The sequence below is a fragment of the Paraburkholderia sp. MM6662-R1 genome (assembly GCF_050436245.1).
Taxonomy (GTDB): Bacteria; Pseudomonadota; Gammaproteobacteria; order Burkholderiales; family Burkholderiaceae; genus Paraburkholderia; species Paraburkholderia tuberum.
Genome location: NZ_JBNDLV010000004.1, coordinates 1,432,769 through 1,459,408 on the forward strand (window position 1 = coordinate 1,432,769; position 26,640 = coordinate 1,459,408).

Genomic DNA, 26,640 nt, shown 5'->3' on the forward strand with positions numbered 1-26,640 from the left:
AGCGTGTGCTCTCCCCGTGAATCAATGCGCCGGCTTGAAGCCGTACTTCGCGAGCACCGCCTGGCCGGCCGGCGACAGCACGAAGTCGATGAAGGCTTGCGCGTCGGCCGCGTGATGGCTGCCTTCGACCTGCGCGATCGGATAGCTGATCGGCGTTTGCGTCGGCAGGTTCAGCGCGATCTTGACCTTGTCGGGCATGATCGCGGCATCGGTGCCGAACACGAAGCCGGCGTCGACTTCGCCGCGCGCGACGTAATCAAGGCTCTGACGCACGTTCGACGCGAGCACCGCCTTCGCGCTGACCGCGTCCCACACGCCGGCGGCCTGAAGCGCGCCTTGCGTGTAGCGGCCAACCGGCACCGAGGCCGGATCGCCGAACGCGACGCGCTTGACGTTCGCGGTCGTCAACGCGTTGAGGTTGGCGGGCGCGAAATGACTGTCGGCTGGCACGATCAGCACCAGCGAGTTGGCGGCGAAGTCGCGCCGCGTCGACGGCACGATCGCCTTTTCGGCGGCGGCCTTGTCCATTGCCTTCTGATCCGCGGACGCGAATACGTCGGCGGGCGCGCCTTTGACGATCTGTTGCATCAGCACGTCGGACGCGCCGAAGTTCAACAGAACCTTGGTGCCCGGATGCTGTTGCTCGAACGCGTCGCCGACCGCCTTGAACGCATTGGTCAGGCTGGCGGCGGCCGAGACCACCAGTTCATCGGCGTGGGCATTCACGCTGACCACGAGGGCGGCGGCGGCTGCGACGCACAGCGCGTACTGCTTCAGATGGCAAGAGCGTGTCATGAAGGACCTGGAGTCTGACGTGAACGGGAAGCCGTGGCTTAAAAACGCTATCGTAATATATGCGCGGTTATAGCGGTGGGCGAAACGGTCGATTCGGCGCAGCGCTTCACGTATGGCGTGAAGCGAGGGAAGTGCTACGAAACTGTAAAAGGAAGCTTGAAAACGCGGCGGAAGGGCCGGCGCAGCGTGCTCAGATGTCCGACGCGCGCATCGGCTCGAGCGTATTGCGCGTTTGCGACAGCGGCGCGGCCGACGGTCGAATGTCGCGTGGGGACAGCCATTTCGCGCGAATGAACGGCCGGTCGTGGCCGGACACCTTCAATGCGATATGCGTGACCCAGCGCTGCGTGGGCACGTGCACGCCGTGCATCAGGATTGCCAGCACCATCAGGCTGACGGTGACCGGGAGCGCCGACAGCCGGCCCGGCTCCGCATTCCACGCGATGCGCACGAACACGAGCGCGGTGAGCGCGCCGACGAGGCAGCCAGTCACGGCTTCGGACGGCGAATGCGCGCTCAGCACGACGCGCGACAAGCCTACCGCCAGGCCGGCGGCAAGCCCCCCGAGCACGCCGAGCAGCCGGACGGCGCGGCGCGCGGGCAATAGCATCAAAAACAGCGCGACCGGATAGACGGCCGTGGACAGCATGGAATGACCGCTGACGCCGGTGAAATCGAGCTCGCGCACGCCGACGCCCCAGCCGAGGAAGGCGAGCTTGGTCACGGTCACGACGCCGATCGCCGTACCGAGCAGCGCGAGCCAGCAGGCCGCGAGCCGCCACGAGTAGCCGACCGCCAACCACAGCGCGATGGCGAGCGCGAGCGGCAGCGTCAAGCCGGCGCCGCCGAGGCTGGTGATCGAATACCACAGGTGGATCGGTAAATCGGGCATGGCGGGAGCGCGACGCGGGTCGCGTGAAATCGGGTTGGTGGAAATCGGCGCGCGGCCGGCACGAAACGCCGATGCGGCCCGGATCGACAGGTCGGGAGATCAACCGCCAGTATAGTCGGGTGTCGCGCGACGGTCTTGCGGCGCACAGCGCTTTTGCACGCCGAATGTGGGCTGCCGAACGGCTATCGACGTGGTTTGACGACAGGGCCCCGGCAAGGTTTGCGACGATCGAAATGGGGCACGAAGAGCGGCGCTGTGTTCAGCACCGCAGGAAAAATGATGTTATTGTGCATTGCACAACTTCATCTGATCCGCAGTTTTGGGGTCCGCATTTGTCTCTTTTGCGAGGTCATCGCCGATGGCAAAAAGCCTGTCGAAAATCTGGCTGCGTGGTTTCAAGCGTCTGCTCGCGATCCAAACCGAACACGCGCAAAAAACCGCCAAGCGAGCGCAGGCGCGACCGGTTCGCGCCGCCACCACCAAACCGTCGAGCAAGGCTCATCCACTGAAGCCGGCTGCCGCGCTACGCACGCCGATGAAACGCGAAGTGCCGCGCGAGTCGCGCGTGCGTCCACGCGCGGCCGCGTGGGCGAGCGGCGCGTGGACGCGCTCGTTCCATTCCGCGCCGGCCGCGCCGGGCCGGCTGGTCAATCACCTGCAGTACGGGCTCTATATCCCGTCCGGGCACGCGCATGAGGCGATGCCGCTGGTCGTGATGCTGCATGGCTGCACGCAGTCGATCGACGAATTCGCCGAGGGTACGCGCATGAACCTGCTCGCCGACCGCCACGGCTTCGCGGTCGTGTATCCGGAGCAATCGAAGCACGCGCACTCGCACCGCTGCTGGCATTGGTACGATGCCGGCGATAACGCGGGCGGCGCGGAAGCGCGCGCGGTCGTGTCGCTGGTGGATTCGCTGGTCGAGCAGCACGGCTTTGACCGCGCGCGTGTCTACGTGGCGGGGATTTCGGCGGGCGCCGGGCTGACCGCGCTATTGGCCGTCAAGTACCCCGGGCATTTCGCCGCGGTCGCGCTGCATTCCGGCCCCGCTTTCGGCGAGGCGCGCTCCGGCATTACCGCGATGGACGTGATGCGGCGCGGCGCGCGTCGCGAGCCGGCGGAACTCGTCGACGAAACCACGAACGTCGCGCAATACCCGGGCATGCCGGCATTGATCGTCCACGGCGATGCCGACCATGTGGTGGCGCCGGTCAACGCGGACCAGTTGGCGACACAGTTTCTGCGTCTGAACCGCCTCATTGACGCAAACGGCGCGCGCAAAGCCGGCGAGACGCGCGAGGACCGCAAAAATGGCGTCGTGATGCGCGATTATCTGCGCGGCGGGCGGCGCGTGGTACGGGTTTGTCGTGTGCAGGGGCTGGGTCACGCGTGGGCTGGCGGCGACGATGCGCTGCCCTTCCATTCGTCCAAGGGCCCGGACGCGAGCGCCATGCTGTGGGAGTTTTTCCGGCATCAGCGTCGTGCGGATGCGGGCCGCATCGCGGAAGGATTGGCGGCATCGTCGGTCGGGCGGTGACGTCCGAGCAACACCTCGAAAATGAGCAGTGGCATGAAATCAGGGTTTTCCCTATAATACGGGTTATCCCTTAGGCGTAACCGCCTAGCTATCATTGCCGAGGTGAACCATGTATCTGATCAGCCGCCTGTTCCTGTTTCTGACCAAGTCGCCGGACCAGCTCGCGAAGGAGCGCGCTGATGCCTATCTCGCTGAAGCGACCGATCTCTACGATCTCGAATTCCGCATGCGCAAGCTCGATCAAGAGACGAACGCGCGTCCGTCGTGGATGAGCCAGCACTACGGCTAAGCCGACTGCCTGTAATCGGCATCAGGCCGTCAGCAATCGGAACATCGGCGCGTGGTGAGGCGCTGGTGTTTGGGGTTGGCGATCAGGCTAGTGCCCGTGTCGCGCACTCCCCTTTTCTCATCGCGCGGCCTTCGCGACCGCTCGGCAGACTCCACTCAAGCAGCCGGATTCAGCTGCCACAACGCGTAGTTCAAAAGCGCGGCGTACGCGACCCACACGACATACGGCACGAGCAGAATGCCCGCGAGGCGATCGCGCCGCCAGAACACATACGTCAGCATCACGATCAGTAGCAGCAGAATCAGGATGTCGATCAGCGCCGTCTCCGGCCGATGCAGGCCGAAAAACAGCCACATCCACGCGGCGTTGAACACCAGCTGCACGACCCACAGTACGATCGCCGCGGTCAGGCCGTCGCGCTTCCACACGCGCCACGCGGAAAACGCCATCAGCACGTAAAGTACGGTCCAGACCGGTGGGAAAACCCAGTTCGGCGGATTGAACACAGGCTTTTGCAGGCCCGTGTACCACGCGTCCGGCAGAGACAGACTCGCGGCCCAGCCGGCCGCCAGCGTCAGGATCAAAAACACGAGCAGCGACGGCAGACGGCGCATCTTCGCCCCCTTCAGACTTTCTTATTCAATAATGTGAGCAGGCACTCACTTTCCGTATCAGGCCAGTGTGCGCTCGCGGGCCTGTGCCTGGTCGACGATCCGTTCGGGAAATTCCCGCCCAGTACCATGCACCGAATTCCGCGAGCCGCTCCGCGCCGGCCAGCCACCGCGCGCGAATCCATTTTGCCGGCAAGTTCGCGAGCTGCGGTAGATATCGTTTGATAAAGCGCCGTCGGGGTCGAATTTTTCGGATCGCGTGACCGGATTGAAAATACGAGAGTAAGGTTGCGCGCCGTAGCCGGTCGAGGCGGCCCGCTGCCAGCCGTCGTTGTTCGCCGAGAAATCGAAGTCGTTCAGCAAATCGGCGAAGTATCGCTCGCCGAGCCGCCAGTCGATGCCGAGATCCTTCGCGAGGAAGCTTGCCGTGACCATCCGCAGACGGTTGTGCATATAGCCGGTCTGGTTCAACTGCAGCATCGCGGCATCGACGAGCGGATAGCCGGTGCGGCCGTCGCACCAGGCGGCGAACGCTGCGTCGGCCGAGCGGCCTTTTTCCCAGTGTGCAACTGCTCGTATTCCGGCTTGAACGGCGCGCCTTTCGCGAGGCGCGGGTGGTGCGCGAGGACCATGAAGTAAAAATCCCACCAGATCGGTCCCGACAGCCACGTCGCGGCGCCTTTGCCGTCGGGTTGCAGCGACATCTCGTACGCGAGCCGCGCCAATGTGCGGATCGACACCGTGCCGAAGCGCAGATGCACCGGCAGATAGCTCGGCTTTTCGCAGCGGGGAAATCGCGCCGTTCCGCGTAGCTGTCGATGCGCGTGAGGAAATCGTCGAGCAGCTGTTGGGCGCCGCTCATGCCGGCGGGCAGTTGAAAGTCCGTCAGGTTGCCAGGCGCGAAGCCGAACTGGTCGAGTGTGGCGATCCTGCACCGGCTCGCCTGGATGGCGCGTCTGCCGGGCATCGACAATCGGCTGCAGGATGGTCGTGTCGAACACGAACACGCACCAGATACGCTCGCAATGCTTGGGCGCGTAGTACAGCGCGGCATGATCGGTGCTGCGCAGATCGCGGCGGAACCAGACGAGGCCGGAGTCGAAGCTGTCGTGCAGGCGGCGGGCGCGTGTCATCGGGACAGGCAGTCGGGCTGAAGGTGGTCGAGGACCGGCAACGCAGGATGCGTGCCGCGCGCGCGAAAACAATCAGCGCCCGGCCCTATTGTGCAGGGTGCGGGCGCTGCTCGCGACGGCACCGGGTAATGCGCCGTGAGCGGTTCTTCTTGAGCATTGCTGATCGGCGCAACGGCCGACCTGACCTCAAGCGACGTGCAGACGAACCGCGACGTTGTTACGCGTAGCGTTCGAGTACGGGCAGACCTGGTGCGCTGCATCCACCAGTTCCCTGGCAGCGTCCGCAGCCAGACCCGGCAGAGTGATACGCAGGTCGATGTCGAGCGCGAAGCCGCCCTTGTCGTTCGGACCGATGCCGACGTCGGCGGAAACCTGCGTGTCGGCCGGCAGGGCCTGTTTGCGCTGGCCGGCGACAAACTTCATGGCGCTCAGGAAACAGGCCGAGTAGCCGGCTGCAAACAGCTGCTCGGGATTCGTGCCTGCTGCGCCATTTCCGCCGAGTTCACGCGGTGCCGCCAGCTTCACGTCCAATGCATCGTCCGACGATACGGCGCGGCCGTCGCGGCCGCCGGTGCTCCTTGCGCTTGCTTTGTAGAGGATGTTCATGGTGCGGTTCCTAGTCTGGGGTGTCAGGGTTGGCTTGTTTGCCGCTGGCTGCCGGTTCGCCGGTCTGGCGAAGCGCTAGCGAAGCGACAGATGACCAAGACAGTACAAAAATAATTTGTGTACAAATTAATTTTTCGATGGAACCGGAACTAGTCCTTTTCAACTATCGCGCTACTGGTCCATAAAGTCGTTGAGCGTCGTGCGCAGGCGTGTGAGGTCGTCGCGCAGACGCAGCAGGAAGTCCGCCGTCTGCTGCGTCGCGCAGAAGATCTCGCCGGGCACGTCGCGCGCCTGACGCTTGAGCGCCTTGCCCGCGCCCGTCAGGCGAATGTAGACGAGGCGCTCATCGTCGGTGCCGCGCGCGCGCTCGACGAGTCCCTGCGCTTCGAGGCGCTTGAGCAGCGGCGTGACCGTCGCCGGATCGAGATTCAGGCGCGCGGCCATGTCCTTGACGGTGACGTCGTCGGTTTCCCACAGCACGAGCATCGCCAGATACTGTGGATACGTGAGTCCGAGCTTTTCGAGCAGCGGCTTGTACGCTTTCGTCATCGCGAGCGAGGTCGAGTAGAGCGCGAAGCACAGTTGCTCGTCGAGCGTGAAGGGGAGAGCGGGGCGCTGGGTCATGATTCATCTCGGCAAAAAGAGCGTGCAAATGGATTGCACGCAAACCATTGTGCCGCAAGTCGATTCAGGATGCCGAGCGTCGGGAACAGGTGTGTCGACAGAGACGTCGGGAAAGTGCGCGCGGGCGCCAGAACGGCTCCCGCGCGGGAACGACGGATCAGGCCGCCGGCGTGGTCGGCAGATCCGGCGTTTGCGGCGTCTGCACGCCGAAACAGCCGCGATAGGTCGCGTAGAACGAGCAGTACAGCATGGTCGTGACGATCATCGTCGCGGGCATCAGGATCGCGAACGCGAAGTCGGCCGCGCCGAGCGCCTGCATCAGCACGGACAGCCCGATCGACACGACCGTTGCGACTGCGAACCACAGCGCCGCGAATACGACGAAAGCGCCGCGATTGCGCCAGCAACTGACGACGCTGAAGAACATGGCCTTGACGGGCGGCACGTCGTGCCAGGCGGCGAGGATGGGCGAGAACCAGAACAGCATCGCGACCGGTATGTAGAACGCGAGCGCGGTGATCACCGCGAGCGGGATATTGCTGTTGGCGATCGTGTTCTCGTCCATCGACGCGTTGCCGAGCATCACCTTCAGCAGCATGCCGCCGTCGGCGAGCGCCGAGCCGGCCAGCACGAGCGCCATGGCGATGACATACAGCACGCCGAGCACGAGCAGCCGCCGCGCGACCACCGGGCCATACGAATGAAAGCCGTCGACAAGGATGGTCGGAAACACCGGTTTGCCCGCGATCGTGTTGCGGCATGCGGCCATGAAGCCGACCGCGACACCGGGAATGAACAATAGCGGCAACACGCCGCCGACCACCGGAATCTGCGACACGAGCGTCATCACCAGCAAATAGGTGAAGAACAGCGTCAGAAAGGCGAGCGGATTCTTGCGGAACAGCCAGATACCCTGGCGGAACCACACATAGCCGGTTTTCGCGGGGACTTCGATCAGTTGCATGAGGTATGGATGCCTGGATTCGCGACGCCGTGCAGGCGCTCGCGCAGAATGCGTTCGAAATGACCGGGGTCGTGCGGCTTCAGCAGTTCGGCCGCGCGCGGCAAATGAAAATCATACAGGCGCGAGACCCAGAAACGGTATGCGCCCGCACGCAGCATGTCGCCCCAGTGATGGTTTTCCTCGACGGTGAACGGCCGCACCGTCTGATACGCGCGCAACAGCGCCTCGGTGCGCTCGGCGTCGAGCTTGCCGGTCGCGAGGTCGACGCACCAGTCGTTGACCGTCACCGCGACGTCGAACAGCCACTTGTCGCAGCCGGCGAAATAGAAATCGAAGAAACCACCGAGCCGCACTTCGTGGCCGGTGTCGGGCGCCGCGTGAGCGAACATCGCGTTGTCGCGGAACAGGTCGGCGTGGCACGGGCCCGCGGGCATTGCCGCGTAATCGGCGGAGGCGAAGAACGCTTCCTGATGCGCAAGCTCGGAGGCCAGCAGATCGCGCTGCTCGCCTTCCAGATACGGCAGGATCGTCGGCACGGTTTCGCGCCACCACGGCAGGCTGCGCAGGTTCGGCTGATAGCGCGGATAGTCGCGGCCCGCGAGGTGCAGGCGCGCGAGCATCTGGCCGACCTCGACGCAATGCTCGACGCCCGGCGAGAGTTCGGGTGCGCCTTCGAGCTTTGTCACGATGGTCGCGGGTTTGCCGAGCAGCATGCCGAATAGCGCGCCGTCGAGACGCGGCATCGGATCCGGTACCGGCACGCGATGCGCGGCAAGATGCCGCATCAGGTTCAGATAGAACGGCAGTTGTTCAGCTGTCAGCTTTTCGAAAATCGTCAGCACGTATTCGCCGCGCGTCGTCGTCAGAAAGAAGTTGCTGTTTTCAATGCCGGACGAAATGCCGCGAAACTCGACGACATCGCCGAGATCGTAGTGACTCATCCATTCTGCGAGTTGGGATTCGTTGACAGCGGTGAAGACGGCCATGCGGAAACGTCGGATCAGGTTGTTCGGGCTGGCGCGGTGCGGCCAGTGCGAGGTGAGACAAACGAATGAGGCGGAGCGGGCGACGAATGCGGAACGGCGAAGTGCAAGCGTCGCCGCATTCAGCGCGGGTTCATCGCGCAGCGGCCGCGATCGGGTTGAGCGGGGGCGCGGTCGCGCCGCGGCCGCCGTTGCCGGCGTGCCGCTTTCGTAACGATCAATAGTGGAGATTCACCGATGGCAAGCGCGTACTGGGCTTGCCGCTGTCGTGGACGGTGGGCGACGTGTCGGGCGACGCGCTCATCTGGTAGCGGGTGCCGAAATTCGAATGCACGTCGATTTCGACCGGCTTGCCCTTGTCGCGGAATTCGGTGATTTCGGTGCCGTTCGGGCTGACTTCGTGAAAGCTCGGCGTGCGCGGAACGTTGATGTCGACCTTCGAGCTGACCTCTGCGGCCGGACGATTGATCTTGTCCAGGTCCGGCAGACCGGCCCGTTCATTGCCGGACTGGGGCACGCCGGCGGCCGGCGGTTCGTCGACGGGCTGGGCAGCCATCGCGGCGTTGCCGAAGGCCAGAGCCAGCGCAACAGCGATGGGAAGGAGCAGCTTCATGGTGATTCTCCGATTGGGTGCCAGATTCTAGCAAATCCGGCCTGACGCACGGGCGCCAAGCCTTATTTTGCGCCGCTTTCGCGCAACCTGCGCGCGTTCTCGCGGGCGCTGTTGCAAGCGTCGCCGCCGACATTTGGCAACAGCGGGTTCCGTGGTAATGTCGTCTCATCAAAAAGGGTGAACGATGATGATCAACAACGATATCAATCAGCGCACGGTGCAGACTCCCGCCAACAGCTTCCCAACCGAAGGCTTCGACGACGCGGCCGAGGCCGTCACCCGCCTCGCCGCGATCTACGAGGCGAACACGTCGTTCCTGCGCGATGCGTTCGCGCGCTATCGCCGCAACGAGCAGTTCGACCATCGCGTGCGCGCCTGCTATCCGTTCGTGCGCGTGCGTACCGAGGTCAACACGCACGTCGATTCACGTCGCTCGTACGGTTTCGTCGCGGGGCCGGGCGTGTTCGAGACGACCGTCACGCGGCCAGACCTGTTCGGCAACTACTATCGCGAGCAACTGCGGCTGCTGGCGAAGAATCATCACGTGCAGATCGAGGTCGGTGTGTCGGACCAGCCGATTCCGATTCATTTCGCGTTCGCCGAGGGCATCCACCTCGAAGGCGATCTGGACCGCGAGCGCCTGTTCCTGATGCGCGACATCTTCGATATACCGGACCTCGCGCTGCTCGACGACCGCATCGTCAACGGCACGTACGAGCCGCTGCCGGGCGAGCCGCATCCGCTCGCGTTGTTCACGGCGGCGCGCGTCGATTTTTCACTGCATCGGCTGAAGCACTACACGGCGACCTCGCCGACGCATGTGCAGAACTACGTGCTGTACACCAACTACCAGTTCTATATCGACGAATTCGTCAAGCTCGGCCGGGGCATGATGGCCCGTACCGACGACGAGGAATTGCGCGCCTATCGCAGCGAATACACGTCGTTCGTCGAGCCCGGCGACGTCATCACCTACAACGAGAATCTCGGCGAGCAGGCGCAGGAGGGCACGCTGCCGCCACGTCTGCCGCAGATGCCGGCCTATCACCTGAAACGCGCGGACGGCAGCGGCATCACGATGATCAACATTGGGGTCGGGCCGTCGAATGCGAAGACCATCACCGATCACATCGCGGTGCTGCGTCCGCATGCGTGGATCATGCTCGGCCACTGCGCGGGACTGCGCAACACGCAGCGTCTCGGCGACTACGTGCTCGCGCACGGCTATGTGCGCGAAGATCATGTGCTCGATGCCGATCTGCCGCTGTGGGTGCCGATTCCGGCGCTCGCCGAAGTGCAGGTCGCGCTTGAGCGCGCGGTCGCGCAGGTCACGCAGCTCGACGGCGTCGAGCTGAAGCGCGTGATGCGCACGGGCACGGTGGCGAGCGTCGACAATCGCAACTGGGAGCTGCGCGATCATCGCGAGCCGGTGCAGCGGCTGTCGCAAAGCCGTGCAATCGCGCTCGATATGGAAAGCGCGACGATCGCCGCGAACGGCTTCCGCTTCCGCGTGCCTTACGGCACGTTGCTGTGCGTGTCGGACAAGCCGCTGCACGGCGAGCTGAAGCTGCCGGGCATGGCCGATCAGTTCTATCGCGCGCAGGTCGATCAGCATCTGCAGATCGGCGTGAAGGCGATGGAACTGCTGCGGATGAATGGGCTGCATCGATTGCATAGCCGCAAGCTGCGCAGTTTCGCGGAAGTCGCGTTTCAGTAACTCAGGCCGAGGCACTGATAAACAGCCCGCTTACGCTGGATGTGCCGCTTTGAAGATGGCTCGCGAGCGGCAACGCGCCGCCGAATGAAATGAGACCGAGGTCGAGAAAGCCGCTGAAGATCTCACGCAACGTCGGCATGGGCGCGAGCGCGGCTTCGGGTGAGGTGAGTTCGTTCAGATTGCGAGCTTCGAGTACCAGCTGAGCACGTTAGCGCCGGACGGCAAGCGTGCAAACGATTTGTTCGCCAATCCGGTTGACAGTCAGCGCGCGCAAACTGGCCTGCTAAACGAAAGCGGGCAGCCCGAAGGCTGCCCGCCATGTGCGCGACGATAGGCATCGTGCTACGCGCAATGCGAGGCGCGCAGCCTCTTGCCATCACAGGTAGAACATCCGGTCTTCTTCCGACTTGACCGGATGAACTTCACCTTCCTCGCGGTCTTCGTAGAACTTGAGCACCGCTTCGAGCACCTGGTCCGGATTGTCGATCACCTGCATCAGATCGATGTCGGTCGGATTGATCAAACCCATCGGAATCAGAGCGCTCTTGAACCACGCGAGCAGACCTTCCCAGAACTCGGCGCCGACCAGAATGATCGGCACATGGCGCGACTTCTTGGTCTGGATCAGCGTGAGCACTTCGGCCAGTTCGTCGAGCGTGCCGAAGCCGCCGGGCATCACGATCACCGCGTCCGAGTTCTTCACGAACGTGACCTTGCGCGTGAAGAAATGGCGGAAGCGCAGCGAGATGTCCTGCCACTGGTTGCCCGACTGCTCGTGCGGCAACTCGATGTTCAGACCGACCGAAGGCGCCTTGCCCGCATGCGCGCCCTTGTTGGCCGCTTCCATGATGCCGGGGCCGCCGCCGGAGATCACCGCGAAGCCAGCATCCGACAATTTGCGCGCGATCTGCGTGGCGAGTTTGTAGTACGGCGAGTTCGGTTTCAGGCGCGCCGAACCGTAGATGCTGACCGCCGGGCGAATCTCCGACAGGTACTCGGTCGCCTCGATAAACTCTGCCATAATCGTGAACATCTGCCACGATGCGCGGGCTTTCTTGGCCGTTGCGCGCTCTTGATCTGCGAGCGATCGCAGACTCGGAATCACTTTTCTCTTAGTCATAATGCCTGAAGAACGAAGCCTTGAAGGTAAGACCCTGCTGTTGGTCGACGGTTCGAGTTATCTGTACCGGGCCTACCATGCGATGCCTGATCTGCGCGGTCCCGAGGGTGGCCCGACGGGTGCGCTCTACGGGATGATCAACATGCTGCGGCGCATGCGCAAGGAAGTCACAGCAGAGTATAGCGCGTGCGTGTTCGACGCCAAGGGCAAAACGTTTCGCGACGACTGGTATCCGGAATACAAGGCGAACCGTCCGTCGATGCCGGAAGATCTTGCCCGTCAGATCGAGCCGATTCACGTCGCGGTGCGTGCGCTCGGCTGGCCGCTGCTGATGATCGATCGCGTCGAAGCGGATGACGTGATCGGCACGCTGTGCACCGAAGCGGAAAAGCTCGGCATGAACGTGGTCGTGTCGACCGGCGACAAGGACCTCGCGCAGCTCGTGTCGAACCGCGTGACGCTCGTCAATACGATGACCAACGAAACGCTCGACCGCGACGGCGTGGTCGCGAAGTTCGGTGTGCCGCCGGAGCGCATCATCGATTATCTGTCGCTGATCGGCGATACCGTCGACAACGTGCCGGGCGTCGAGAAGTGCGGTCCGAAAACCGCGGTCAAATGGCTGACGCAATATGAGTCGCTAGATGGCATCGTCGGGCATGCGAGCGAGATCAAGGGCGCGGTCGGCGAGAATCTGCACCGCGCGCTGGACTTTTTGCCGATGGCGCGCAAGCTCGTCACAGTCGAGCGTCATTGCGATCTGACCGGGCACATCGTGTCGATCGAGGAGAGTTTGCCGAGCCTTCCCGAATCGCGCGAAGAGTTGCGCGAGGTGTTCACGCGCCACGGCTTCAAGACGTGGCTGCGCGAAGTCGAAATCGCCGATGCGGTCGAAGGTCCGGAAACCGACGTGCCCCCCGCGTTGTCCGTCGATCACGAGCGCCACTACGAGACCGTGCAAACATGGGAGCAGCTCGATGCGTGGCTCGACAGGATCAATGCGGCCGAGCTGACCTCGTTCGATACCGAGACCACGTCGCTCGATCCGATGATCGCGCAGATCGTCGGCTTGTCGCTGTCGGTCGAAGCGGGCCGCGCCGCGTATGTGCCGCTCGCGCATCGCGGCCCCGACGCGCCGGTGCAGCTGCCGCGCGACGAAGTGCTCGCGAAGCTCAAGCCGTGGCTCGAAAGCGCCGAGCACAAGAAGGTCGGCCAGCATCTGAAGTACGACGAACAGGTGCTCGCGAATTACGGCATCGAAATGCGCGGCGTCGAGCATGACACGCTGCTCGAGTCGTACGTGCTCGAATCGCATCGCACGCACGACATGGACAGCCTCGCGCTGCGTCATCTCGGCGTGAAGACGATCAAGTACGAAGAGGTCGCGGGCAAGGGCGCGCAGCAGATCGGCTTCGACGAAGTCGCGCTCGACAAAGCCGCCGAATATGCGGCCGAAGACGCAGACATCACGCTGCGTTTGCATCAGGCCTTGTATCCGCAGATCGCCGCGGAGAAGTCGCTCGACCATGTGTATCGCGAGATCGAAGTGCCGACTTCGCGCGTACTGCGCAAGATGGAGCGGACCGGCGTGCTGATCGACGCGGAGAAGCTGCGTCAGCAGAGCAGTGAGATCGCCACGCGTCTGATCGAACTCGAAGGCAAGGCGTACGAACTGGCCGGCGGCGAATTCAACCTCGGCTCGCCAAAGCAGATTGGTCAGATTTTCTTCGAGAAGCTCGAACTGCCGGTCATCAAGAAGACGCCGAGCGGTGCGCCTTCCACCGACGAAGAGGTGTTGCAGAAGCTCGCCGAAGACTATCCGCTGCCGAAGATTCTGCTCGAACATCGCGGCCTGTCGAAACTGAAGTCGACCTATACCGACAAGCTGCCGCGCATGGTCAATCCGCACACCGGCCGCGTGCATACGAACTACGCGCAGGCCGTCGCGGTGACGGGGCGGCTCGCGTCGAACGATCCGAACCTGCAGAACATTCCGGTGCGTACCGGCGAAGGTCGGCGCATCCGCGAGGCGTTCATCGCGCCGCTCGGGCACAAGCTCGTCTCCGCCGATTATTCGCAGATCGAATTGCGCATCATGGCCCACATCTCGGGCGACCAATCGTTGTTGCGCGCGTTTTCGCAGGGCGAGGACATTCACCGCGCCACCGCGTCGGAAATCTTCAGCGTGACGCCGCTCGAAGTGTCGAGCGATCAGCGGCGCGTCGCGAAGGTCATCAACTTTGGGCTCATCTACGGCATGAGCGCGTTCGGACTCGCTTCGAACCTCGGCATCACGCGCGATGCGGCGAAGATTTATATCGACCGCTACTTCGCGCGCTATCCCGGCGTCGCGCGCTATATGGACGAGACGCGTTTGAGCGCGAAGGCGAAGGGCTACGTCGAAACGGTGTTCGGCCGTCGTCTGTGGCTGCCCGAGATCAACGGCGGCAACGGTCCGCGCCGCCAGGCCGCGGAGCGTGCCGCGATCAACGCGCCGATGCAGGGCACCGCGGCCGACCTGATCAAGCTTTCGATGATCGCCGTGCAGAACTGGATCGAAGGCTCGAAGATCGGCACGCGGATGATCATGCAGGTGCATGACGAACTGATCCTCGAAGTGCCCGACGCTGAGTTGTCCGAAGTCCGCAAGCGCCTGCCAGAACTGATGTGCGGCGTCGCCGCGCTGAAGGTGCCGCTCGTCGCCGAGGTCGGTGCGGGCCTGAACTGGGAGGAAGCGCATTGACATGCCCGTGACATGCGCACGATAACGTCGTGCGCATGTGACACATGGGTTTTGGCGACTTGTGACTTCTTAGGCGGGTCGAGGACAATCGGTTCAGGACGGCGCATTCATGCGCAGCGTCGCGACAGATAATTCATCGGCTACACGGAGAAGTGCAATGCATCGATTTATCGTCGTTGGCGGAGGTGCGGGAGGATTGGAACTGGCGACGCGTCTTGGCGATCGCTATGGGGCCGACAAGAAGGGGCGCAGCGCGCAGGCCCAGGTCACGCTGGTCGACCGCTATCCGACGCATGTCTGGAAGCCGCTGCTGCACGAGGTGGCGGCGGGCAGCATGGACCCGTTCACGCAGGAGCTACCGTACGCGGCGCAGGCGCGCTGGCATGGCTTCGCATTCCAGCAAGGCGACCTGACCGCACTCGACCGCACGAACCGACGCATTACGCTCGGCACCGTGCTGGACGACGACGGCGCTGAACTGCTGCCCGAACGCGAGCTCGAGTACGACACGCTGATCATCGCGATCGGCAGTACCACGGCCTTCTTCGGCGTCAAGGGAGCGGCCGAATTCTCCATCGCACTGGATACGGTTAGCGAGGCAGAGCGTTTCCGCAAGCGCCTGATCGCGGCGTGCATGCGCGCCGAGCATCAGGCGCACGAACCCGTCGAGTCGAGACCGGGACCCGGCACGTGGACGTCCAGCGAGCCGCGCATTCAGGTGGCGATCGTCGGCGGCGGCGCGACGGGGGTCGAGTTGTCGGCGGAGTTGCGCAATACCGCGCAGGTGTTGTCCGCGTATGGCTTGCACAAGCTCGATCCGCGGCATGACGTCGGCATCGTGCTGATCGAGGCGGGGCCGCGCATTCTGCCCGCGTTGCAGGAGCGCGTTTCCACGGCCACCGCCGAATTGCTGACCAGGCTCGGCGTGAAGCTGATGATCGGCGAGACGGTGGCCGAGGTCGCGCCGGGCTACATCCGCACCGCGAGCGGTCACACCGTGCGGGCCGATCTGACCGTGTGGGCGGCGGGCATCAAGGCGCCGGCGGTGCTCGGTCAGCTCGACGGCTTGCCGGTCAACCGGCTCGGCCAGCTGGTCGTGCGCCGTACGCTGCAAACCGGGATCGACGACAACATCTTCGCGCTCGGCGACTGCGCGGCCTGCGAGTGGCCGGGCAACGAGCGCAACGTGCCGCCGCGCGCGCAGGCCGCGCATCAGCAGGCGAGCTTTCTGATGAAAGGACTGGCGGCGCGCCTCGACAACAGGCCACAACCAGAATTCACTTATCGCGACTTCGGCTCGCTGGTCTCGCTCGGCCATTTCAGCGCGGTCGGCAATCTGATGGGCGGGGTGATTGGCGGCAATATGCTGATCGAAGGGCTGTTCGCGCGCTTCATGTACATGTCGCTGTACCGGCTGCATATCGCGGCGCTGCACGGCTATCCGCGCATGGTGCTCGACACCTTCGCGCACTGGTTGCACCGTACGACGCTGCCGCGCGTCAAGTTGCACTGACGCGCGCGGACGATCTCCTCAGTTGAATGTGCAACGGGATGCGCGCAAGGCGTATCCTGTTGCCTCTAACAGTACTTCGAGGAGCGCCCCGTGCTGAAGCCTGAAGTCGACTGTCTGATCCCGCACGTTCCTTTCGATCGGCGCACCTTCATCAAGGCGACGCTGGGCTCCGGCTTCGCGGCGGCGGTGCTGCCAGTCTCGGCGCAAACCATCCATACCGATAGCGACGGTCTCGAAGCAGGGGAAGTGGCGTTCCATTCGGGCGGTACGCTGATACCGGCTTATCGCGCGCAGCCGAAGGGCAAGACGCATCTGCCGGTGATCCTCGTCGTGCATGAAATCTTCGGCGTGCACGAGCATATCGCCGACGTCTGCCGGCGCTTCGCGAAGCAGGGCTATCTGGCGATCGCGCCGAACCTGTACGAGCGCGAGGGCGATCCGACTGTCTACACGAGCATGCAGCAACTCAACGAGCAACTGGTCAGCAAGGTGCCCGACGAGCAGGTGTTGGCCGACCTCGACGCGGCCGCCGCGTGGGCCGGCGAGAATGGCGGCGACCTCAACCGGCTCGGCGTGAACGGCTTCTGCTGGGGCGGGCGCATCTCGTGGCTGTATGCCGAGCACAATCCGCGCGTGAAGGCAGGCGTCGCCTGGTATGGTCGCGTGACCGGCGCGAAGAACGCGATGACGCCGGCCAATCCGCTCGATCTCGTCCCCGACCTGCATGCGCCTGTGCTCGGCTTGTATGGACGCCAGGATCAAAGCATTCCGCAGGACACGCTCGAGCAGATGAAGCAGGCGATCGCGCAAGGGCCGCAAGCGGGACGCGGCTCGCAGTTCGTGGTATATGACGACGCAGGTCACGCGTTTTTCGCCGATTACCGTCCGAGCTACAAGAAGGCCGATGCCGAGGATGGCTGGCGTCGCGCGCTCGTGTGGTTCAAGCAGCACGGCGTGGCTTGAAGCGCTGCTCGAATTCCTCGCGTCTGGTTACGACTTGCGGCGGCTCGCGCTCAAGGTTTCGCCCCCGTCGCCACCGGCCGTTTCGGGTCGGAACTCCATTCGCTCCAGGAGCCCGCGTACAACGCTGAACCATGCAGGCCGGCAACCTCCATCGCAAGCGAATTGATGCAGGCGGTCACGCCCGAGCCGCATTGCAGCACCACGTGTTCGGGCGGCGTGTCGCCGAGCAGCGCGTGGAATTCCTCACGCAGTGTGTGCGCCGGCTTGAAGCGGCCGTCGGGGGTCAGGTTGTCCTTGAAGAAGCGGTTCAGCGCGCCCGGGATATGGCCGCCGACGCGGTCGAGCGTCTCGTTTTCGCCGCGATAGCGATCGGCCGCGCGCGCATCGACGACGATTCGCTCCTTCGAACCGAGGTTGCGCTCGACCGCCTGGGTATCGATGGTCACGGCGAGCGGCGCGGCCGCCTTGAAGTCGCCGGTGTTCTGCGCGGGCACGTCCTGCGTCAGCGGTTGGCCAGCCGCTTCCCATGCCTGCAGCCCGCCGTCGAGCAGCGCGACCGCGTCGTGACCGAGCCAGCGCAACAGCCACCAGACGCGCGCCGCGTACATGCCGCCTTGTGCGTCATATGCGACGACCTGTTGACCTTGCTTCAGTCCCCGCGACTCCAGCGTTTCGACGAGCCGCGCGCGATCGGGCAGCGGATGCCGGCCGTTCGAGCCGTTCTTCGGCCCGGACAGATCGCGATCGAGATGCAGATAGTGCGCCCCCGGCAGATGGCCGGCCAGCCAGGCTTTCTCGCCCGCGTCGGTATCGGCGAGGTCGAACCGGCAGTCGATCACGAACACGCTGCCCGGCGCGGCCGTGAGCCGCTCGGCAAGATTGGTCGCGGAGATCAGGGTGGTGTAATGAGTGTGGGGCATGAGCGTCTCCTCGATACGGGCGATGGCGGCTGCGGGCCGCGTGGTTCACGCGGCTGGCGCATGGCCGGTCTATATCGGTAGTCTAAACAAAAAAAGACGGGTCGAAGCCCGTCTTTCCTTGAGTCGATCGATGCGCCACGCGGCGCGGATCAGATCGTGCCGAGTTCGCGCCGCAGAAACTCGTGGAAGTGCTGCATACCGTCTTCCATCGGGCTCTGATACGGTCCGACCTGTGATTCGCCGCGCTCCATCAACGCGAGGCGGCCGGCGTCCATGCGCTCGGCGATCTCGTCGTCTTCGCGGGCTGTCTCCATATAGGCGGCGCGCTCGGCTTCGACGAAGTCGCGCTCGAACAGCGCGATTTCCTCGGGGTAATAGAACTCCACCACGTTGGTGGTCTTCTGCGGACCGCGCGGAATCAGCCACGACACGACCAGCACGTGCGGATACCACTCGATCATGATGCCCGGGTAGTACACCATCCAGATCGCGCCGAACTCGGGCGGATTGCCGTCGCGAAAGCGCAGCACTTCGTCGTGCCACTTGCGATACGTCGGGCTGCCCGGTTGCTCGAGCGCCTTGTGCACACCGACCGTCTGCACGCTGTACCAGTCGCCGAACTCCCACGTCAGATCGTCGCAATTGACGAAGCTGCCGAGGCCCGGATGGAACGGTGCGACGTGATAGTCCTCCAGATAGACCTCGATGAAGGTCTTCCAGTTGTAGTTGCACTCATGGACTTCGACGTGATCGAACATGAAGCCCGAGAAATCGAAATGGCGCTTGGTGCCGAGGCGTGCGAGATCTTTCGCGACGTCCCGACCTTGGGCCTCGAACAGCAGACCCTGCCAGTTCTGCAGTGGCGTGGCGCCGAGATTCAGGCACGGGTTGTCGGCGAAATGTGGCGCGCCGAGCAGCTCGCCCTTCAGGTCGTACGTCCAGCGATGCAGCGGACAGACGATGTTCTGCGTCTGGCCGCGGCCGTTGAGCATGATGGCTTGCCGGTGGCGGCACACGTTCGACAGCAACTCGACTTGCGACTGCTGGTTACGGACGAGTACCCGCCCCTCGCGTTCGCTGGGCAAGGCAAAATAATCCCCCGCTTCGGGCACCATGAGATCGTGGCCGATGTAGCGAGGACCTTTCTTGAAAAGGGTGTCGATTTCGCGCGTAAGAAGCGCTTCGTCAAAGTAAGCCGTGACTGGCAGCTGGCTATGAACAGACCGCAACTGCAATGCATTGCTCAGATTGGACATTCCCACTCCCGATGAAGACGTGAAAGCAGTGAACAACCCAACCATCGAAGATTCGATTTAGGGAGCCCGCAATTATACCCGTTTCCCTGTGACAGGGGCACTTAAGTCCCTGATTTGGGTTAAAAATGTCAAGAAAGTTCGGCATTTTCGCCGCAGACCTCGAGCTTTTTTTCTGCGAGACTTCAGGGTCGAAGCGGGGCAAGGGTGTGCATCGGACAGGCTCGAAGCGAGACAGCACGGCGGGGCGCAGGCCGGCGGGCGGATCGAAAATGTCGCTTTTGCCGTAGAATGTCCGACTTGTTTTAATTTTGCGACTATTCATGGCGAAGACCGCATCGAACGATTCCGCCGCCGCACCAGCCGAAAGCGGCGATAGCGCGCCGCTGCCGGAGAACTACGAGGCCGCGCAGACCGAACTGGAAGAGCTCGTCGCGCGCATGGAAGGCGGCAGTCTGAGCCTCGAGGAATCGCTGGCCGCTTACCGTCGCGGGGCGGCACTTGTCGCATTCTGTCAACAGCAGCTCGAAAAGGTCGAGCAGCAGGTGCGGGTCCTCGATGGCGAGACCCTCAAGCCGCTGCCCATGAATACCGCAGGAACAGCCGCGACTGAGAGCGGGGACGACCTATGACATTCGAACAATGGACGCGCTCGGTGCTCGAACGCGTCGAAACGGCTCTGGAACACTATCTGCCGGCCGAGACGACCGAACCCGCCAGGCTGCACGAGGCGATGCGCTATGCGGTGCTCGGCGGCGGCAAGCGGGTGCGGCCGCTCCTGTGCCACGCGGCCGGCGAGCTGACCGGCGCGCGTGCCGAATGCCTCGATGCGGCGGCGGCGGCGCTGGAAATGATTCACGTGTACTCGCTTGTGCACGACGATATGCCCTGCATGGACGACGACGAACTGCGCCGCGGCAAGCCGACGGTCCACGTCAAGTATGACGAAGCGACCGCGCTGCTGGTCGGCGACGCGCTGCAGTCGCAAGCATTCATCGTGCTCACGTCCGACGTACTCGGCCGGCCGCAGCAGGCCTCGCTCGTACGCGAACTCGCGCTCGCAAGCGGCTCGATCGGCATGTGCGGCGGCCAGGCCATCGATCTGGCGAGCGTCGGCCACACGCTGAGCCGCCCGCAGCTCGAGACCATGCATCGCATGAAGACCGGCGCGCTGCTGCGCGCGGCCGTGCGCATGGGCGCATTGGCCGGCGAGACGCCGCACGCGCAGGGTCTGGCGTCGCTCGACGCCTACGCCGCCGCGGTCGGTCTCGCGTTTCAGGTCGTCGACGACATTCTCGACGTCACGACCGACTCCGCAACGCTCGGCAAGACCGCCGGCAAGGACGCGAAGGACGGCAAGCCGACCTACGTGTCGATTATTGGGCTCGACGCGTCGCGCGCGCTCGCGGCGCAACTGCGCAGCGACGCGCACGCCGCGCTCGCGCCGTTCGGCGCGCGCGCGCAGCGTCTTGCCGAACTGGCCGACCTGGTGGTGAACCGGGTCAGCTGAACGCGAAAGCCCGCCGCCGCGCACCCTCCATCCCCGGGGTGCATGTATGAAGTGCGGGCGCGTAAGTTTTCCTACAATGGAACGACGATGTACGACTTGCTGAAAACCATCGACGACCCGGCAGCCCTGCGCCGCCTCGATCGCCGCCAATTGCAACCGCTTGCCGACGAGTTGCGTGCCTTCGTGCTCGACAGCGTATCGCAGACGGGCGGCCATCTCTCGTCCAACCTCGGCACGGTCGAGTTGACCATCGCGCTGCACTACGTCTTCGATACGCCGCATGACCGGATCGTCTGGGACGTCGGCCATCAGACCTATCCGCACAAGATCCTGACCGGTCGTCGCGACCAGATGCACACGCTGCGTCAGTTGGGCGGCATCTCGGGCTTCCCGAAGCGCGACGAATCGGAATACGACACCTTCGGCACCGCGCACTCGAGCACGTCGATTTCGGCCGCGCTCGGCATGGCGATCGCGAGCAAGCTGCAAGGCGACAACCGCATGGGCATCGCCGTGATCGGCGACGGCGCGATGACGGCCGGCATGGCCTTCGAGGCAATGAACAACGCGGGCGTCGAAGACGACGTGCCGCTGCTCGTGATCCTCAACGACAACGACATGTCGATCTCGCCGCCGGTCGGCGCGCTGAATCGCCATCTCGCGCGTCTGATGTCCGGGCGCTTCTATGCGGCCGCGCGCGCGGGCGTCGAGCGCGTGCTGCGCGTCGCGCCGCCGGTGCTCGATCTCGCGCGCAAGCTCGAGGAGCACGCGAAGGGCATGATCGTGCCGGCGACGCTGTTCGAAGAGTTTGGCTTCAACTACATTGGACCGATCGACGGTCACGATCTCGATTCGCTGATTCCGACGCTGCAAAACATCAAGGAACTGCGCGGGCCGCAATTCCTGCACGTGGTCACGAAGAAAGGCCAGGGCTACAAGCTGGCCGAGGCTGATCCGGTGCTGTACCACGGCCCCGGCAAGTTCAATCCGGCCGAGGGTATCAAACCGGCCGCGACGCCGTCGAAAAAGACCTACACGCAGGTGTTCGGCGAGTGGCTGTGCGACGCGGCCGAGCTCGACTCGCGCGTGATCGGCATTACGCCGGCAATGCGTGAAGGCTCGGGCATGGTCGAGTTCGAAAAGCGCTTCCCGGATCGTTACTTCGACGTCGGCATCGCCGAGCAGCACGCGGTGACGTTCGCGGGCGGCCTTGCCGCGGACGGCATGAAGCCTGTCGTCGCGATCTATTCGACCTTTCTGCAACGCGCATATGACCAGCTGATTCACGACGTCGCGCTGCAAAACCTGCCGGTGGTGTTCGCAATCGATCGTGCGGGTCTCGTTGGTGCGGACGGCGCGACGCATGCGGGCGCGTACGACCTCGCGTTCATGCGTTGTATTCCGAACATGACCGTGATGGCGCCGTCTGACGAAAACGAGTGCCGCCAGATGCTGTACACCGCGTTGCAGCAGTCGCATCCGACCGCTGTGCGCTACCCGCGCGGCGCGGGTACCGGGGTCGCAACGGTCAAGCAGATGGCCGCGTTGCCGCTCGGCAAGGGCGAAGTGCGTCGCGAGACGTCGGCGCAGGCCGGCAAGCGCATCGCGATTCTCGCGTTCGGCACGATGGTCGCGCCGTCGCTCGCGGCTGCTGAGCAACTCGACGCCACCGTCGCGAACATGCGCTTCGTGAAGCCGCTCGACACCGAACTCGTGCGCAAGCTGGCCGAGACGCACGACGCGATCGTCACCGTCGAGGAAGGCTCCATCATGGGTGGCGCGGGTTCGGCGTGCGTCGAAGCCCTGCTCGCGAGTGGGGTTATGCGCCCCGTACTACAATTGGGCCTCCCCGATCGGTTCATCGATCACGGGGACCCGGCCAAGCTGCTCGCCGCGTGCGGTCTCGACGCCGCGGGTATCGCCCGGTCGATCCGCGAACGCTTCCTTGCGAGCGGCGCGGTCGGCGGTCAGTCGTCCGTGAAGCGCGTCGCGTAAAGCGCTGTCGGCTGTCGTGCCGTCGTAGGTTCGACTCATGCCGCCGTCATGCGACGGCGGCTTCGGCAATCTCCAGTTTGAACCGACGGGTGTTGTGGGCCGTCACCCAACGCCGGCGCGAGCCGGCGTTCGCCGTTGCGCGCACTGATCCGCGTGGCCGTTGGGTGCCTCGCACTCGCTGCGCGATAGTCGCCGATGCAGCGAAACCTTGGCGCAGCCCGGCGCTTTCCAGAAAGGACAAAAGAATGAATCAGATGAATCCCGCTTTCGTGATGCCCGACGTGCAAAGCACCCCCGACATGCGCCAGATTCCGATCCAGCGGGTCGGCGTGAGGGGCGTGCGTCATCCGTTGACAATTCGCACGCAAGGTGGCGAAGTGCAGCCGTCGGTCGGCACGTGGAATCTCGACGTGCATCTGCCGGCCGAGCAGAAGGGCACCCACATGTCGCGCTTCGTCGCGTTGCTCGAAGAGAACAAGGCGCCGCTCGAACCGGCCACGTTCCGCACGATGCTCGCGGCTATGCTTGAAAAACTCGAGGCGGAGGCGGGCCGCATCGAAGTGTCGTTCCCGTACTTCGTGAACAAGACCGCGCCGGTGTCGGGCGTGCAGAGCTTGCTCGATTATGAAGTCACGCTGACCGGCGAGACCCGCCATGGCGCGACGCGGGTGTTCCTGAAGGTGCTGGTGCCGGTCACGAGCCTGTGCCCGTGCTCGAAGAAGATCTCGCAGTACGGCGCGCACAATCAGCGTTCGCACGTGACGATCGATGCCGAGCTGAACGGCGACGTCGCTGTCGAAGAGTTGATCCGTATCGCCGAGGAAGAAGCGTCGTGTGAACTGTGGGGCCTGCTCAAGCGCCCGGACGAGAAGTTCGTCACCGAGCGCGCGTATGAAAATCCGAAGTTCGTCGAAGATCTCGTGCGCGACGTTGCCCAGCGTCTGAATGCCGACGAGCGCATCGTCGCGTATGTGCTCGAAGCGGAGAACTTCGAGTCGATTCACAATCACAGCGCGTATGCGGTGATCGAGCGGGACAAGCGCCTCGCCTGATACGTTCCTGATCGCTCCACGCCGTGTCGTTGCGAAAGCATTGAAGCAAAAAAGCCGCTTGTAAAGCGGCTTTTTGTCCTCTTGGGGCGGCGGTTCAGTGCGCGAGCGACGTCAGATCCCAACGCGGCTTCACGGTGAACGCGTAGTCGTGGCCGGCCTGTTCGGGCCAGCGTTGCAAACGCAGCGCGCCGGCCAGCGCGATCATCGCCCCGTTGTCCGTGCACAGCGACAGGTCCGGGTAGTGGACGTAGAAATTGCGCTTCTGCGCGGCGGCCGACAGCGCTTCGCGCAATTGCCGGTTCGCGCCGACGCCGCCCGCCACCACCAGCCGGTTCAGCTTCGTGCGCTTGAGCGCCGCTAGAGATTTCGCGGCCAGCACGTCGACGGCGGCATCGACGAAACCGCGCGCGAGGTCGGCCTTGGCCTGCTCGCAGATGTTCGCGCCGCCCAGCCGGTTCGCGTGCGTGAGCACGGCGGTCTTCAGGCCGCTGAAGCTGAAATCGAGGTCGCCGGAATGCAGCATCGGGCGCGGCAGCACGACTGCGCCGGGTGTACCGAACTCGGCCATGCGCGAGACTTCGGGGCCGCCCGGATAGCCGAGGCCCAGCAGCTTGGCGGTTTTGTCGAAGGCTTCGCCGGCGGCGTCGTCGAGCGTCTCGCCGAGCGTCTCGTAGAAGCCGACGTCCGTCACGCGCATCAACTGCGTGTGGCCGCCCGAGACCAGCAGCGCGACGAACGGGAACGGCGGCGGCTCGTCGACGAGCAGCGGCGACAGCAGATGCCCTTCGAGATGGTGAATGCCCACGGTCGGCTTGTTCCACGCCATCGCCAGCGAATTCGCGACGCTCGCGCCGACCAGCAGCGCGCCCGCGAGCCCGGGCCCTTGCGTGTAAGCGATCGCGTCGATGTCGCCGCGCGCGACGCCGGCGCGCTCCATCACCTCTTCGAGCAGCGGCAGCGCGCGGCGGATATGGTCGCGCGATGCAAGCTCCGGCACGACGCCGCCGTACTCCCGATGCATCGCAATCTGCGAATGCAGCGCGTGCGCGAGCAGGCCGCGCTCCGTGTCGTAGAGCGCGAGACCGGTTTCGTCGCAGGAGCTTTCGATGCCGAGAACGAGCATGATGAATCGCTTGAGACGGGCGCGCGCGACGCGCGTCCGGAAGTGAAAGGTAAGCCCGAAAGTATACCAGCGCGGACAGGCGGCCGCAGGCGGCCGCCTGAGCACGGGCATGGATGCGAGGGCCCGGCAGGTACAATGCGGCCCCATGGAATCCTTCGATATCGCGGTGATCGGCGCGGGCGCGGCCGGCATGATGTGCGCGGCCGTGGCCGGTCAACTCGGCCGGCGTGTGGCGCTGATCGACCACTCGCAGCGTCTCGCGGAAAAAATCCGCATTTCCGGCGGTGGCCGGTGCAACTTCACGAATCTGTATGCGGGGCCGGCCAATTATCTGTCGGCAAATCCGCATTTTTGCCGCTCGGCGCTCGCGCGCTATACGCCGCGCGATTTCATGGCGCTGCTGAAGCAGCATCGCGTGACATGGCACGAGAAGCACAAGGGCCAGCTGTTCTGCGATCAGTCGAGCGACGCGGTCATCGACGTGCTGAAGAACGAGTGCGACGCCGGTGGGGTTGCATGGCGCACGCCGCTGTCGGTCGAAGAGGTGCGCCAGGACGCCGAAGGACAGTTCCTGCTCGGCACGACGGCGGGCACGATCGCCGCCTGTGCGCTCGTGATCGCGACGGGCGGTCTGTCGATCCCGAAGATCGGCGCGACCGATTTCGCATACCGGATCGCCAGGCAGTTCGGCCACAAGTTGATCGACACGCGTCCCGCGCTGGTTCCGCTGACCTTCGCTCCGGCCGACTGGGAGCCGTTCGCGGCGCTATCGGGCGTGTCGCTTGAAGTACAGCTGTCGACTGGCAATACGAAGACCGGCGCCGAATTCACCGAAGATCTGCTGCTTACGCACCGCGGCCTGTCGGGCCCAGGCGTGCTGCAGATCTCGAGCTACTGGCAGCCCAGCGAGCCGATTCACATCAATCTGCTGCCGGAGCGCGACGCCGCGACTGCGCTCATCGACGCGAAAAGCGGCACGAAGCGGCAGATCGCCAATCTGCTATCGGAATGGGTGCCGCAGCGGCTCGCGCATGTGTGGCTCGACACTCACCAGGTGGCCGCCGAGGCCCGCGTCGCCGATCTGCCGGACAAGGCGCTGCGCGGCATCGGTGAGGCGCTGTCGCGCTGGACCCTCACGCCGAACGGCACCGAGGGTTATCGCAAGGCCGAAGTGACGCGCGGCGGGGTCGATACGCGCGGTTTGTCATCGACCACGATGATGAGCGCGCGGGTGCCGGGCCTCTACTTCATCGGCGAGGCGGTCGACGTGACCGGTTGGCTCGGCGGCTACAACTTCCAGTGGGCGTGGGCGTCGGGTGTCGCGGCGGGCGAGGCGGCGGCCGAATATGCCCGGGGGCTTGACGGCGCAATGGCTTTGTGAGAAAGCTCTGCTATACTCCTGAACCTTTACAAAGTTCCGTTATTGAAAAATGACGACCGTCCGCGTAAAAGACAATGAGCCGTTCGAAGTCGCCATGCGCCGTTTCAAGCGCAGCATGGAGAAAAACGGCTTACTGACGGAACTTCGCGCTCGCGAGTTTTACGAGAAACCCACAGCCGAACGCAAGCGCAAGAAAGCGGCGGCGGTGAAGCGTCATTTCAAGCGTCTGCGTGGCCAGATGCTGCCAAGGAAGCTCTACTGATTCTGGCGTTGCCCCGCTGTACGCGGCGCGGCAGCATCCAA

27 protein-coding genes are annotated in these 26,640 nt (G+C 64.2%); 12 read left to right on the plus strand and 15 right to left on the minus strand.

All coding sequences use genetic code 11. The features are described 5' to 3' along the window. Positions 1 to 21: 21 nt before the first annotated feature. Both modA and OKW39_RS36520 read right to left on the minus strand, forming a co-directional pair. A complete protein-coding gene (modA, locus tag OKW39_RS36515) occupies positions 22 to 795 on the minus strand; it encodes a molybdate ABC transporter substrate-binding protein (protein WP_429564844.1) in 774 nt (257 codons plus the stop codon). Positions 796 to 985: 190 nt separating this feature from the next. Further along, a complete protein-coding gene (locus OKW39_RS36520; protein ID WP_429564845.1) occupies positions 986 to 1,687 on the minus strand; it encodes a phosphatase PAP2 family protein in 702 nt (233 codons plus the stop codon). A 358-nt stretch (positions 1,688 to 2,045) separates the two neighbouring features. Here OKW39_RS36520 and OKW39_RS36525 point away from each other — a divergent pair, with 358 nt between their 5' ends. Next, positions 2,046 to 3,224: an extracellular catalytic domain type 1 short-chain-length polyhydroxyalkanoate depolymerase gene (locus tag OKW39_RS36525; protein WP_429564846.1), complete on the plus strand. Its 1,179-nt coding sequence runs from the start codon at positions 2,046 to 2,048 to the stop codon at positions 3,222 to 3,224. Between the two features lie 109 nt (positions 3,225 to 3,333). Beyond that, entirely contained in the window at positions 3,334 to 3,513 is a 180-nt protein-coding gene (locus OKW39_RS36530) for a DUF3563 family protein (RefSeq protein ID WP_090808381.1), read from the plus strand. Between the two features lie 155 nt (positions 3,514 to 3,668). Here the strand turns inward: OKW39_RS36530 and OKW39_RS36535 are convergent, their stop codons facing one another. The 8 genes from OKW39_RS36535 to OKW39_RS36570 all read right to left on the minus strand — a co-directional run bounded on the left by OKW39_RS36535 (position 3,669) and on the right by OKW39_RS36570 (position 9,047). Continuing rightward, positions 3,669 to 4,127, minus strand: a complete 459-nt coding sequence (locus tag OKW39_RS36535; protein ID WP_090808383.1) for a TspO/MBR family protein — start codon at positions 4,125 to 4,127, stop codon at positions 3,669 to 3,671. A gap of 57 nt (positions 4,128 to 4,184) precedes the next feature. Continuing rightward, positions 4,185 to 4,703 (minus strand): FAD-binding domain-containing protein, encoded by a 519-nt coding sequence (locus tag OKW39_RS36540; protein WP_429565487.1) that lies wholly within the window; start codon positions 4,701 to 4,703, stop codon positions 4,185 to 4,187. Continuing rightward, a complete protein-coding gene (locus OKW39_RS36545) occupies positions 4,592 to 5,257 on the minus strand; it encodes a deoxyribodipyrimidine photo-lyase (RefSeq protein WP_429333053.1) in 666 nt (221 codons plus the stop codon). Before OKW39_RS36545 ends, OKW39_RS36540 begins: the two co-directional genes overlap by 112 nt. Positions 5,258 to 5,443: 186 nt before the next feature. Further along, positions 5,444 to 5,863, minus strand: a complete 420-nt coding sequence (locus OKW39_RS36550) for an organic hydroperoxide resistance protein (RefSeq protein ID WP_090808386.1) — start codon at positions 5,861 to 5,863, stop codon at positions 5,444 to 5,446. Between the two features lie 171 nt (positions 5,864 to 6,034). After that, positions 6,035 to 6,487, minus strand: coding sequence for a MarR family winged helix-turn-helix transcriptional regulator (locus tag OKW39_RS36555; RefSeq protein ID WP_090808388.1), 453 nt, complete (start codon positions 6,485 to 6,487; stop codon positions 6,035 to 6,037). Positions 6,488 to 6,644: 157 nt separating this feature from the next. Then, positions 6,645 to 7,451: a BPSS1780 family membrane protein gene (locus tag OKW39_RS36560; protein WP_090808390.1), complete on the minus strand. Its 807-nt coding sequence runs from the start codon at positions 7,449 to 7,451 to the stop codon at positions 6,645 to 6,647. Continuing rightward, a complete protein-coding gene (locus OKW39_RS36565; RefSeq protein WP_090808392.1) occupies positions 7,442 to 8,437 on the minus strand; it encodes a homoserine kinase in 996 nt (331 codons plus the stop codon). Before OKW39_RS36565 ends, OKW39_RS36560 begins: the two co-directional genes overlap by 10 nt. A 214-nt stretch (positions 8,438 to 8,651) precedes the next feature. Next, positions 8,652 to 9,047, minus strand: a complete 396-nt coding sequence (locus OKW39_RS36570; RefSeq protein ID WP_090808396.1) for a hypothetical protein — start codon at positions 9,045 to 9,047, stop codon at positions 8,652 to 8,654. Between the two features lie 190 nt (positions 9,048 to 9,237). Here OKW39_RS36570 and OKW39_RS36575 point away from each other — a divergent pair, with 190 nt between their 5' ends. Continuing rightward, a complete protein-coding gene (locus tag OKW39_RS36575; protein ID WP_409259241.1) occupies positions 9,238 to 10,764 on the plus strand; it encodes an AMP nucleosidase in 1,527 nt (508 codons plus the stop codon). Between the two features lies 1 nt (position 10,765). On the opposite strand, the gene OKW39_RS36580 is transcribed toward OKW39_RS36575, so the two are convergent. After that, positions 10,766 to 10,903: a hypothetical protein gene (locus OKW39_RS36580; RefSeq protein WP_429333052.1), complete on the minus strand. Its 138-nt coding sequence runs from the start codon at positions 10,901 to 10,903 to the stop codon at positions 10,766 to 10,768. 237 nt (positions 10,904 to 11,140) lie between these two features. Beyond that, the gene (locus OKW39_RS36585; RefSeq protein WP_035471771.1) at positions 11,141 to 11,884 is read right to left on the minus strand and encodes a TIGR00730 family Rossman fold protein; all 744 of its coding nucleotides are present in this window, start codon (positions 11,882 to 11,884) and stop codon (positions 11,141 to 11,143) included. 1 nt (position 11,885) lies between these two features. On the opposite strand from OKW39_RS36585, the gene polA reads away from it, so the two are divergent. The 3 genes from polA to OKW39_RS36600 all read left to right on the plus strand — a co-directional run bounded on the left by polA (position 11,886) and on the right by OKW39_RS36600 (position 17,103). Further along, positions 11,886 to 14,627, plus strand: coding sequence for a DNA polymerase I (gene polA / locus OKW39_RS36590; protein ID WP_429564847.1), 2,742 nt, complete (start codon positions 11,886 to 11,888; stop codon positions 14,625 to 14,627). A 157-nt stretch (positions 14,628 to 14,784) separates the two neighbouring features. Next, entirely contained in the window at positions 14,785 to 16,140 is a 1,356-nt protein-coding gene (locus OKW39_RS36595) for an NAD(P)/FAD-dependent oxidoreductase (RefSeq protein WP_429564848.1), read from the plus strand. A 90-nt stretch (positions 16,141 to 16,230) separates the two neighbouring features. Continuing rightward, a complete protein-coding gene (locus tag OKW39_RS36600) occupies positions 16,231 to 17,103 on the plus strand; it encodes a dienelactone hydrolase family protein (protein WP_429564849.1) in 873 nt (290 codons plus the stop codon). A gap of 50 nt (positions 17,104 to 17,153) precedes the next feature. Here OKW39_RS36600 and OKW39_RS36605 read toward each other — a convergent pair whose 3' ends face one another. Together OKW39_RS36605 and OKW39_RS36610 are read right to left on the minus strand one after the other, a co-directional pair. Further along, positions 17,154 to 18,023 (minus strand): sulfurtransferase, encoded by an 870-nt coding sequence (locus tag OKW39_RS36605; RefSeq protein WP_090808405.1) that lies wholly within the window; start codon positions 18,021 to 18,023, stop codon positions 17,154 to 17,156. Between the two features lie 149 nt (positions 18,024 to 18,172). Then, complete coding sequence (locus tag OKW39_RS36610; protein WP_013092999.1) at positions 18,173 to 19,279, minus strand: aromatic ring-hydroxylating oxygenase subunit alpha; 1,107 nt, start codon at positions 19,277 to 19,279, stop codon at positions 18,173 to 18,175. Positions 19,280 to 19,599: 320 nt separating this feature from the next. Between OKW39_RS36610 and OKW39_RS36615 the strand changes: the two genes are divergently transcribed. The 4 genes from OKW39_RS36615 (at position 19,600) to folE2 (ending at position 23,833) form a co-directional block, all read left to right on the plus strand. After that, positions 19,600 to 19,908 carry an exodeoxyribonuclease VII small subunit gene (locus OKW39_RS36615; RefSeq protein ID WP_090808406.1) on the plus strand — a complete coding sequence of 103 codons (309 nt, stop codon included), beginning with the start codon at positions 19,600 to 19,602 and terminating at the stop codon, positions 19,906 to 19,908. After that, positions 19,905 to 20,786: a polyprenyl synthetase family protein gene (locus tag OKW39_RS36620; protein ID WP_429333048.1), complete on the plus strand. Its 882-nt coding sequence runs from the start codon at positions 19,905 to 19,907 to the stop codon at positions 20,784 to 20,786. Before OKW39_RS36615 ends, OKW39_RS36620 begins: the two co-directional genes overlap by 4 nt. Positions 20,787 to 20,873: 87 nt before the next feature. Beyond that, positions 20,874 to 22,781 (plus strand): 1-deoxy-D-xylulose-5-phosphate synthase, encoded by a 1,908-nt coding sequence (dxs, locus tag OKW39_RS36625; protein WP_429333047.1) that lies wholly within the window; start codon positions 20,874 to 20,876, stop codon positions 22,779 to 22,781. Between the two features lie 245 nt (positions 22,782 to 23,026). Beyond that, positions 23,027 to 23,833, plus strand: a complete 807-nt coding sequence (folE2, locus tag OKW39_RS36630; RefSeq protein ID WP_090808410.1) for a GTP cyclohydrolase FolE2 — start codon at positions 23,027 to 23,029, stop codon at positions 23,831 to 23,833. Positions 23,834 to 23,927: 94 nt separating this feature from the next. Here folE2 and tsaD read toward each other — a convergent pair whose 3' ends face one another. Continuing rightward, positions 23,928 to 24,956, minus strand: a complete 1,029-nt coding sequence (gene tsaD, locus OKW39_RS36635) for a tRNA (adenosine(37)-N6)-threonylcarbamoyltransferase complex transferase subunit TsaD (protein WP_184054832.1) — start codon at positions 24,954 to 24,956, stop codon at positions 23,928 to 23,930. A gap of 145 nt (positions 24,957 to 25,101) precedes the next feature. Between tsaD and OKW39_RS36640 the strand changes: the two genes are divergently transcribed. Both OKW39_RS36640 and rpsU read left to right on the plus strand, forming a co-directional pair. Next, positions 25,102 to 26,337, plus strand: a complete 1,236-nt coding sequence (locus OKW39_RS36640) for an NAD(P)/FAD-dependent oxidoreductase (protein ID WP_429364912.1) — start codon at positions 25,102 to 25,104, stop codon at positions 26,335 to 26,337. A 49-nt stretch (positions 26,338 to 26,386) separates the two neighbouring features. Beyond that, on the plus strand, positions 26,387 to 26,599 hold the full coding sequence (gene rpsU, locus OKW39_RS36645; RefSeq protein WP_429364913.1) for a 30S ribosomal protein S21: 213 nt from the start codon (positions 26,387 to 26,389) through the stop codon (positions 26,597 to 26,599). Positions 26,600 to 26,640: the final 41 nt, after the last annotated feature.

Excerpts from the sequence above, each read along its gene's own strand:
- OKW39_RS36595 (WP_429564848.1), top strand. The coding sequence starts at position 14,785 with ATGCATCGATTTATCGTCGTTGGCGGAGGTGCGGGAGGATTGGAACTG.
- folE2 (WP_090808410.1), top strand. The coding sequence starts at position 23,027 with ATGAATCAGATGAATCCCGCTTTCGTGATGCCCGACGTGCAAAGCACC.
- OKW39_RS36565 (WP_090808392.1), bottom strand. The coding sequence starts at position 8,437 with ATGGCCGTCTTCACCGCTGTCAACGAATCCCAACTCGCAGAATGGATG.
- tsaD (WP_184054832.1), bottom strand. The coding sequence starts at position 24,956 with ATGCTCGTTCTCGGCATCGAAAGCTCCTGCGACGAAACCGGTCTCGCG.
- polA (WP_429564847.1), top strand. The coding sequence starts at position 11,886 with ATGCCTGAAGAACGAAGCCTTGAAGGTAAGACCCTGCTGTTGGTCGAC.
- OKW39_RS36530 (WP_090808381.1), top strand. The coding sequence starts at position 3,334 with ATGTATCTGATCAGCCGCCTGTTCCTGTTTCTGACCAAGTCGCCGGAC.
- OKW39_RS36550 (WP_090808386.1), bottom strand. The coding sequence starts at position 5,863 with ATGAACATCCTCTACAAAGCAAGCGCAAGGAGCACCGGCGGCCGCGAC.
- OKW39_RS36640 (WP_429364912.1), top strand. The coding sequence starts at position 25,102 with ATGGAATCCTTCGATATCGCGGTGATCGGCGCGGGCGCGGCCGGCATG.
- rpsU (WP_429364913.1), top strand. The coding sequence starts at position 26,387 with ATGACGACCGTCCGCGTAAAAGACAATGAGCCGTTCGAAGTCGCCATG.
- OKW39_RS36580 (WP_429333052.1), bottom strand. The coding sequence starts at position 10,903 with ATGCCGACGTTGCGTGAGATCTTCAGCGGCTTTCTCGACCTCGGTCTC.
- OKW39_RS36520 (WP_429564845.1), bottom strand. The coding sequence starts at position 1,687 with ATGCCCGATTTACCGATCCACCTGTGGTATTCGATCACCAGCCTCGGC.
- OKW39_RS36560 (WP_090808390.1), bottom strand. The coding sequence starts at position 7,451 with ATGCAACTGATCGAAGTCCCCGCGAAAACCGGCTATGTGTGGTTCCGC.
- OKW39_RS36545 (WP_429333053.1), bottom strand. The coding sequence starts at position 5,257 with ATGACACGCGCCCGCCGCCTGCACGACAGCTTCGACTCCGGCCTCGTC.
- OKW39_RS36615 (WP_090808406.1), top strand. The coding sequence starts at position 19,600 with ATGGCGAAGACCGCATCGAACGATTCCGCCGCCGCACCAGCCGAAAGC.
- OKW39_RS36585 (WP_035471771.1), bottom strand. The coding sequence starts at position 11,884 with ATGACTAAGAGAAAAGTGATTCCGAGTCTGCGATCGCTCGCAGATCAA.
- OKW39_RS36605 (WP_090808405.1), bottom strand. The coding sequence starts at position 18,023 with ATGCCCCACACTCATTACACCACCCTGATCTCCGCGACCAATCTTGCC.
- OKW39_RS36525 (WP_429564846.1), top strand. The coding sequence starts at position 2,046 with ATGGCAAAAAGCCTGTCGAAAATCTGGCTGCGTGGTTTCAAGCGTCTG.
- OKW39_RS36570 (WP_090808396.1), bottom strand. The coding sequence starts at position 9,047 with ATGAAGCTGCTCCTTCCCATCGCTGTTGCGCTGGCTCTGGCCTTCGGC.
- OKW39_RS36610 (WP_013092999.1), bottom strand. The coding sequence starts at position 19,279 with ATGTCCAATCTGAGCAATGCATTGCAGTTGCGGTCTGTTCATAGCCAG.
- OKW39_RS36620 (WP_429333048.1), top strand. The coding sequence starts at position 19,905 with ATGACATTCGAACAATGGACGCGCTCGGTGCTCGAACGCGTCGAAACG.
- OKW39_RS36555 (WP_090808388.1), bottom strand. The coding sequence starts at position 6,487 with ATGACCCAGCGCCCCGCTCTCCCCTTCACGCTCGACGAGCAACTGTGC.
- modA (WP_429564844.1), bottom strand. The coding sequence starts at position 795 with ATGACACGCTCTTGCCATCTGAAGCAGTACGCGCTGTGCGTCGCAGCC.
- dxs (WP_429333047.1), top strand. The coding sequence starts at position 20,874 with ATGTACGACTTGCTGAAAACCATCGACGACCCGGCAGCCCTGCGCCGC.
- OKW39_RS36535 (WP_090808383.1), bottom strand. The coding sequence starts at position 4,127 with ATGCGCCGTCTGCCGTCGCTGCTCGTGTTTTTGATCCTGACGCTGGCG.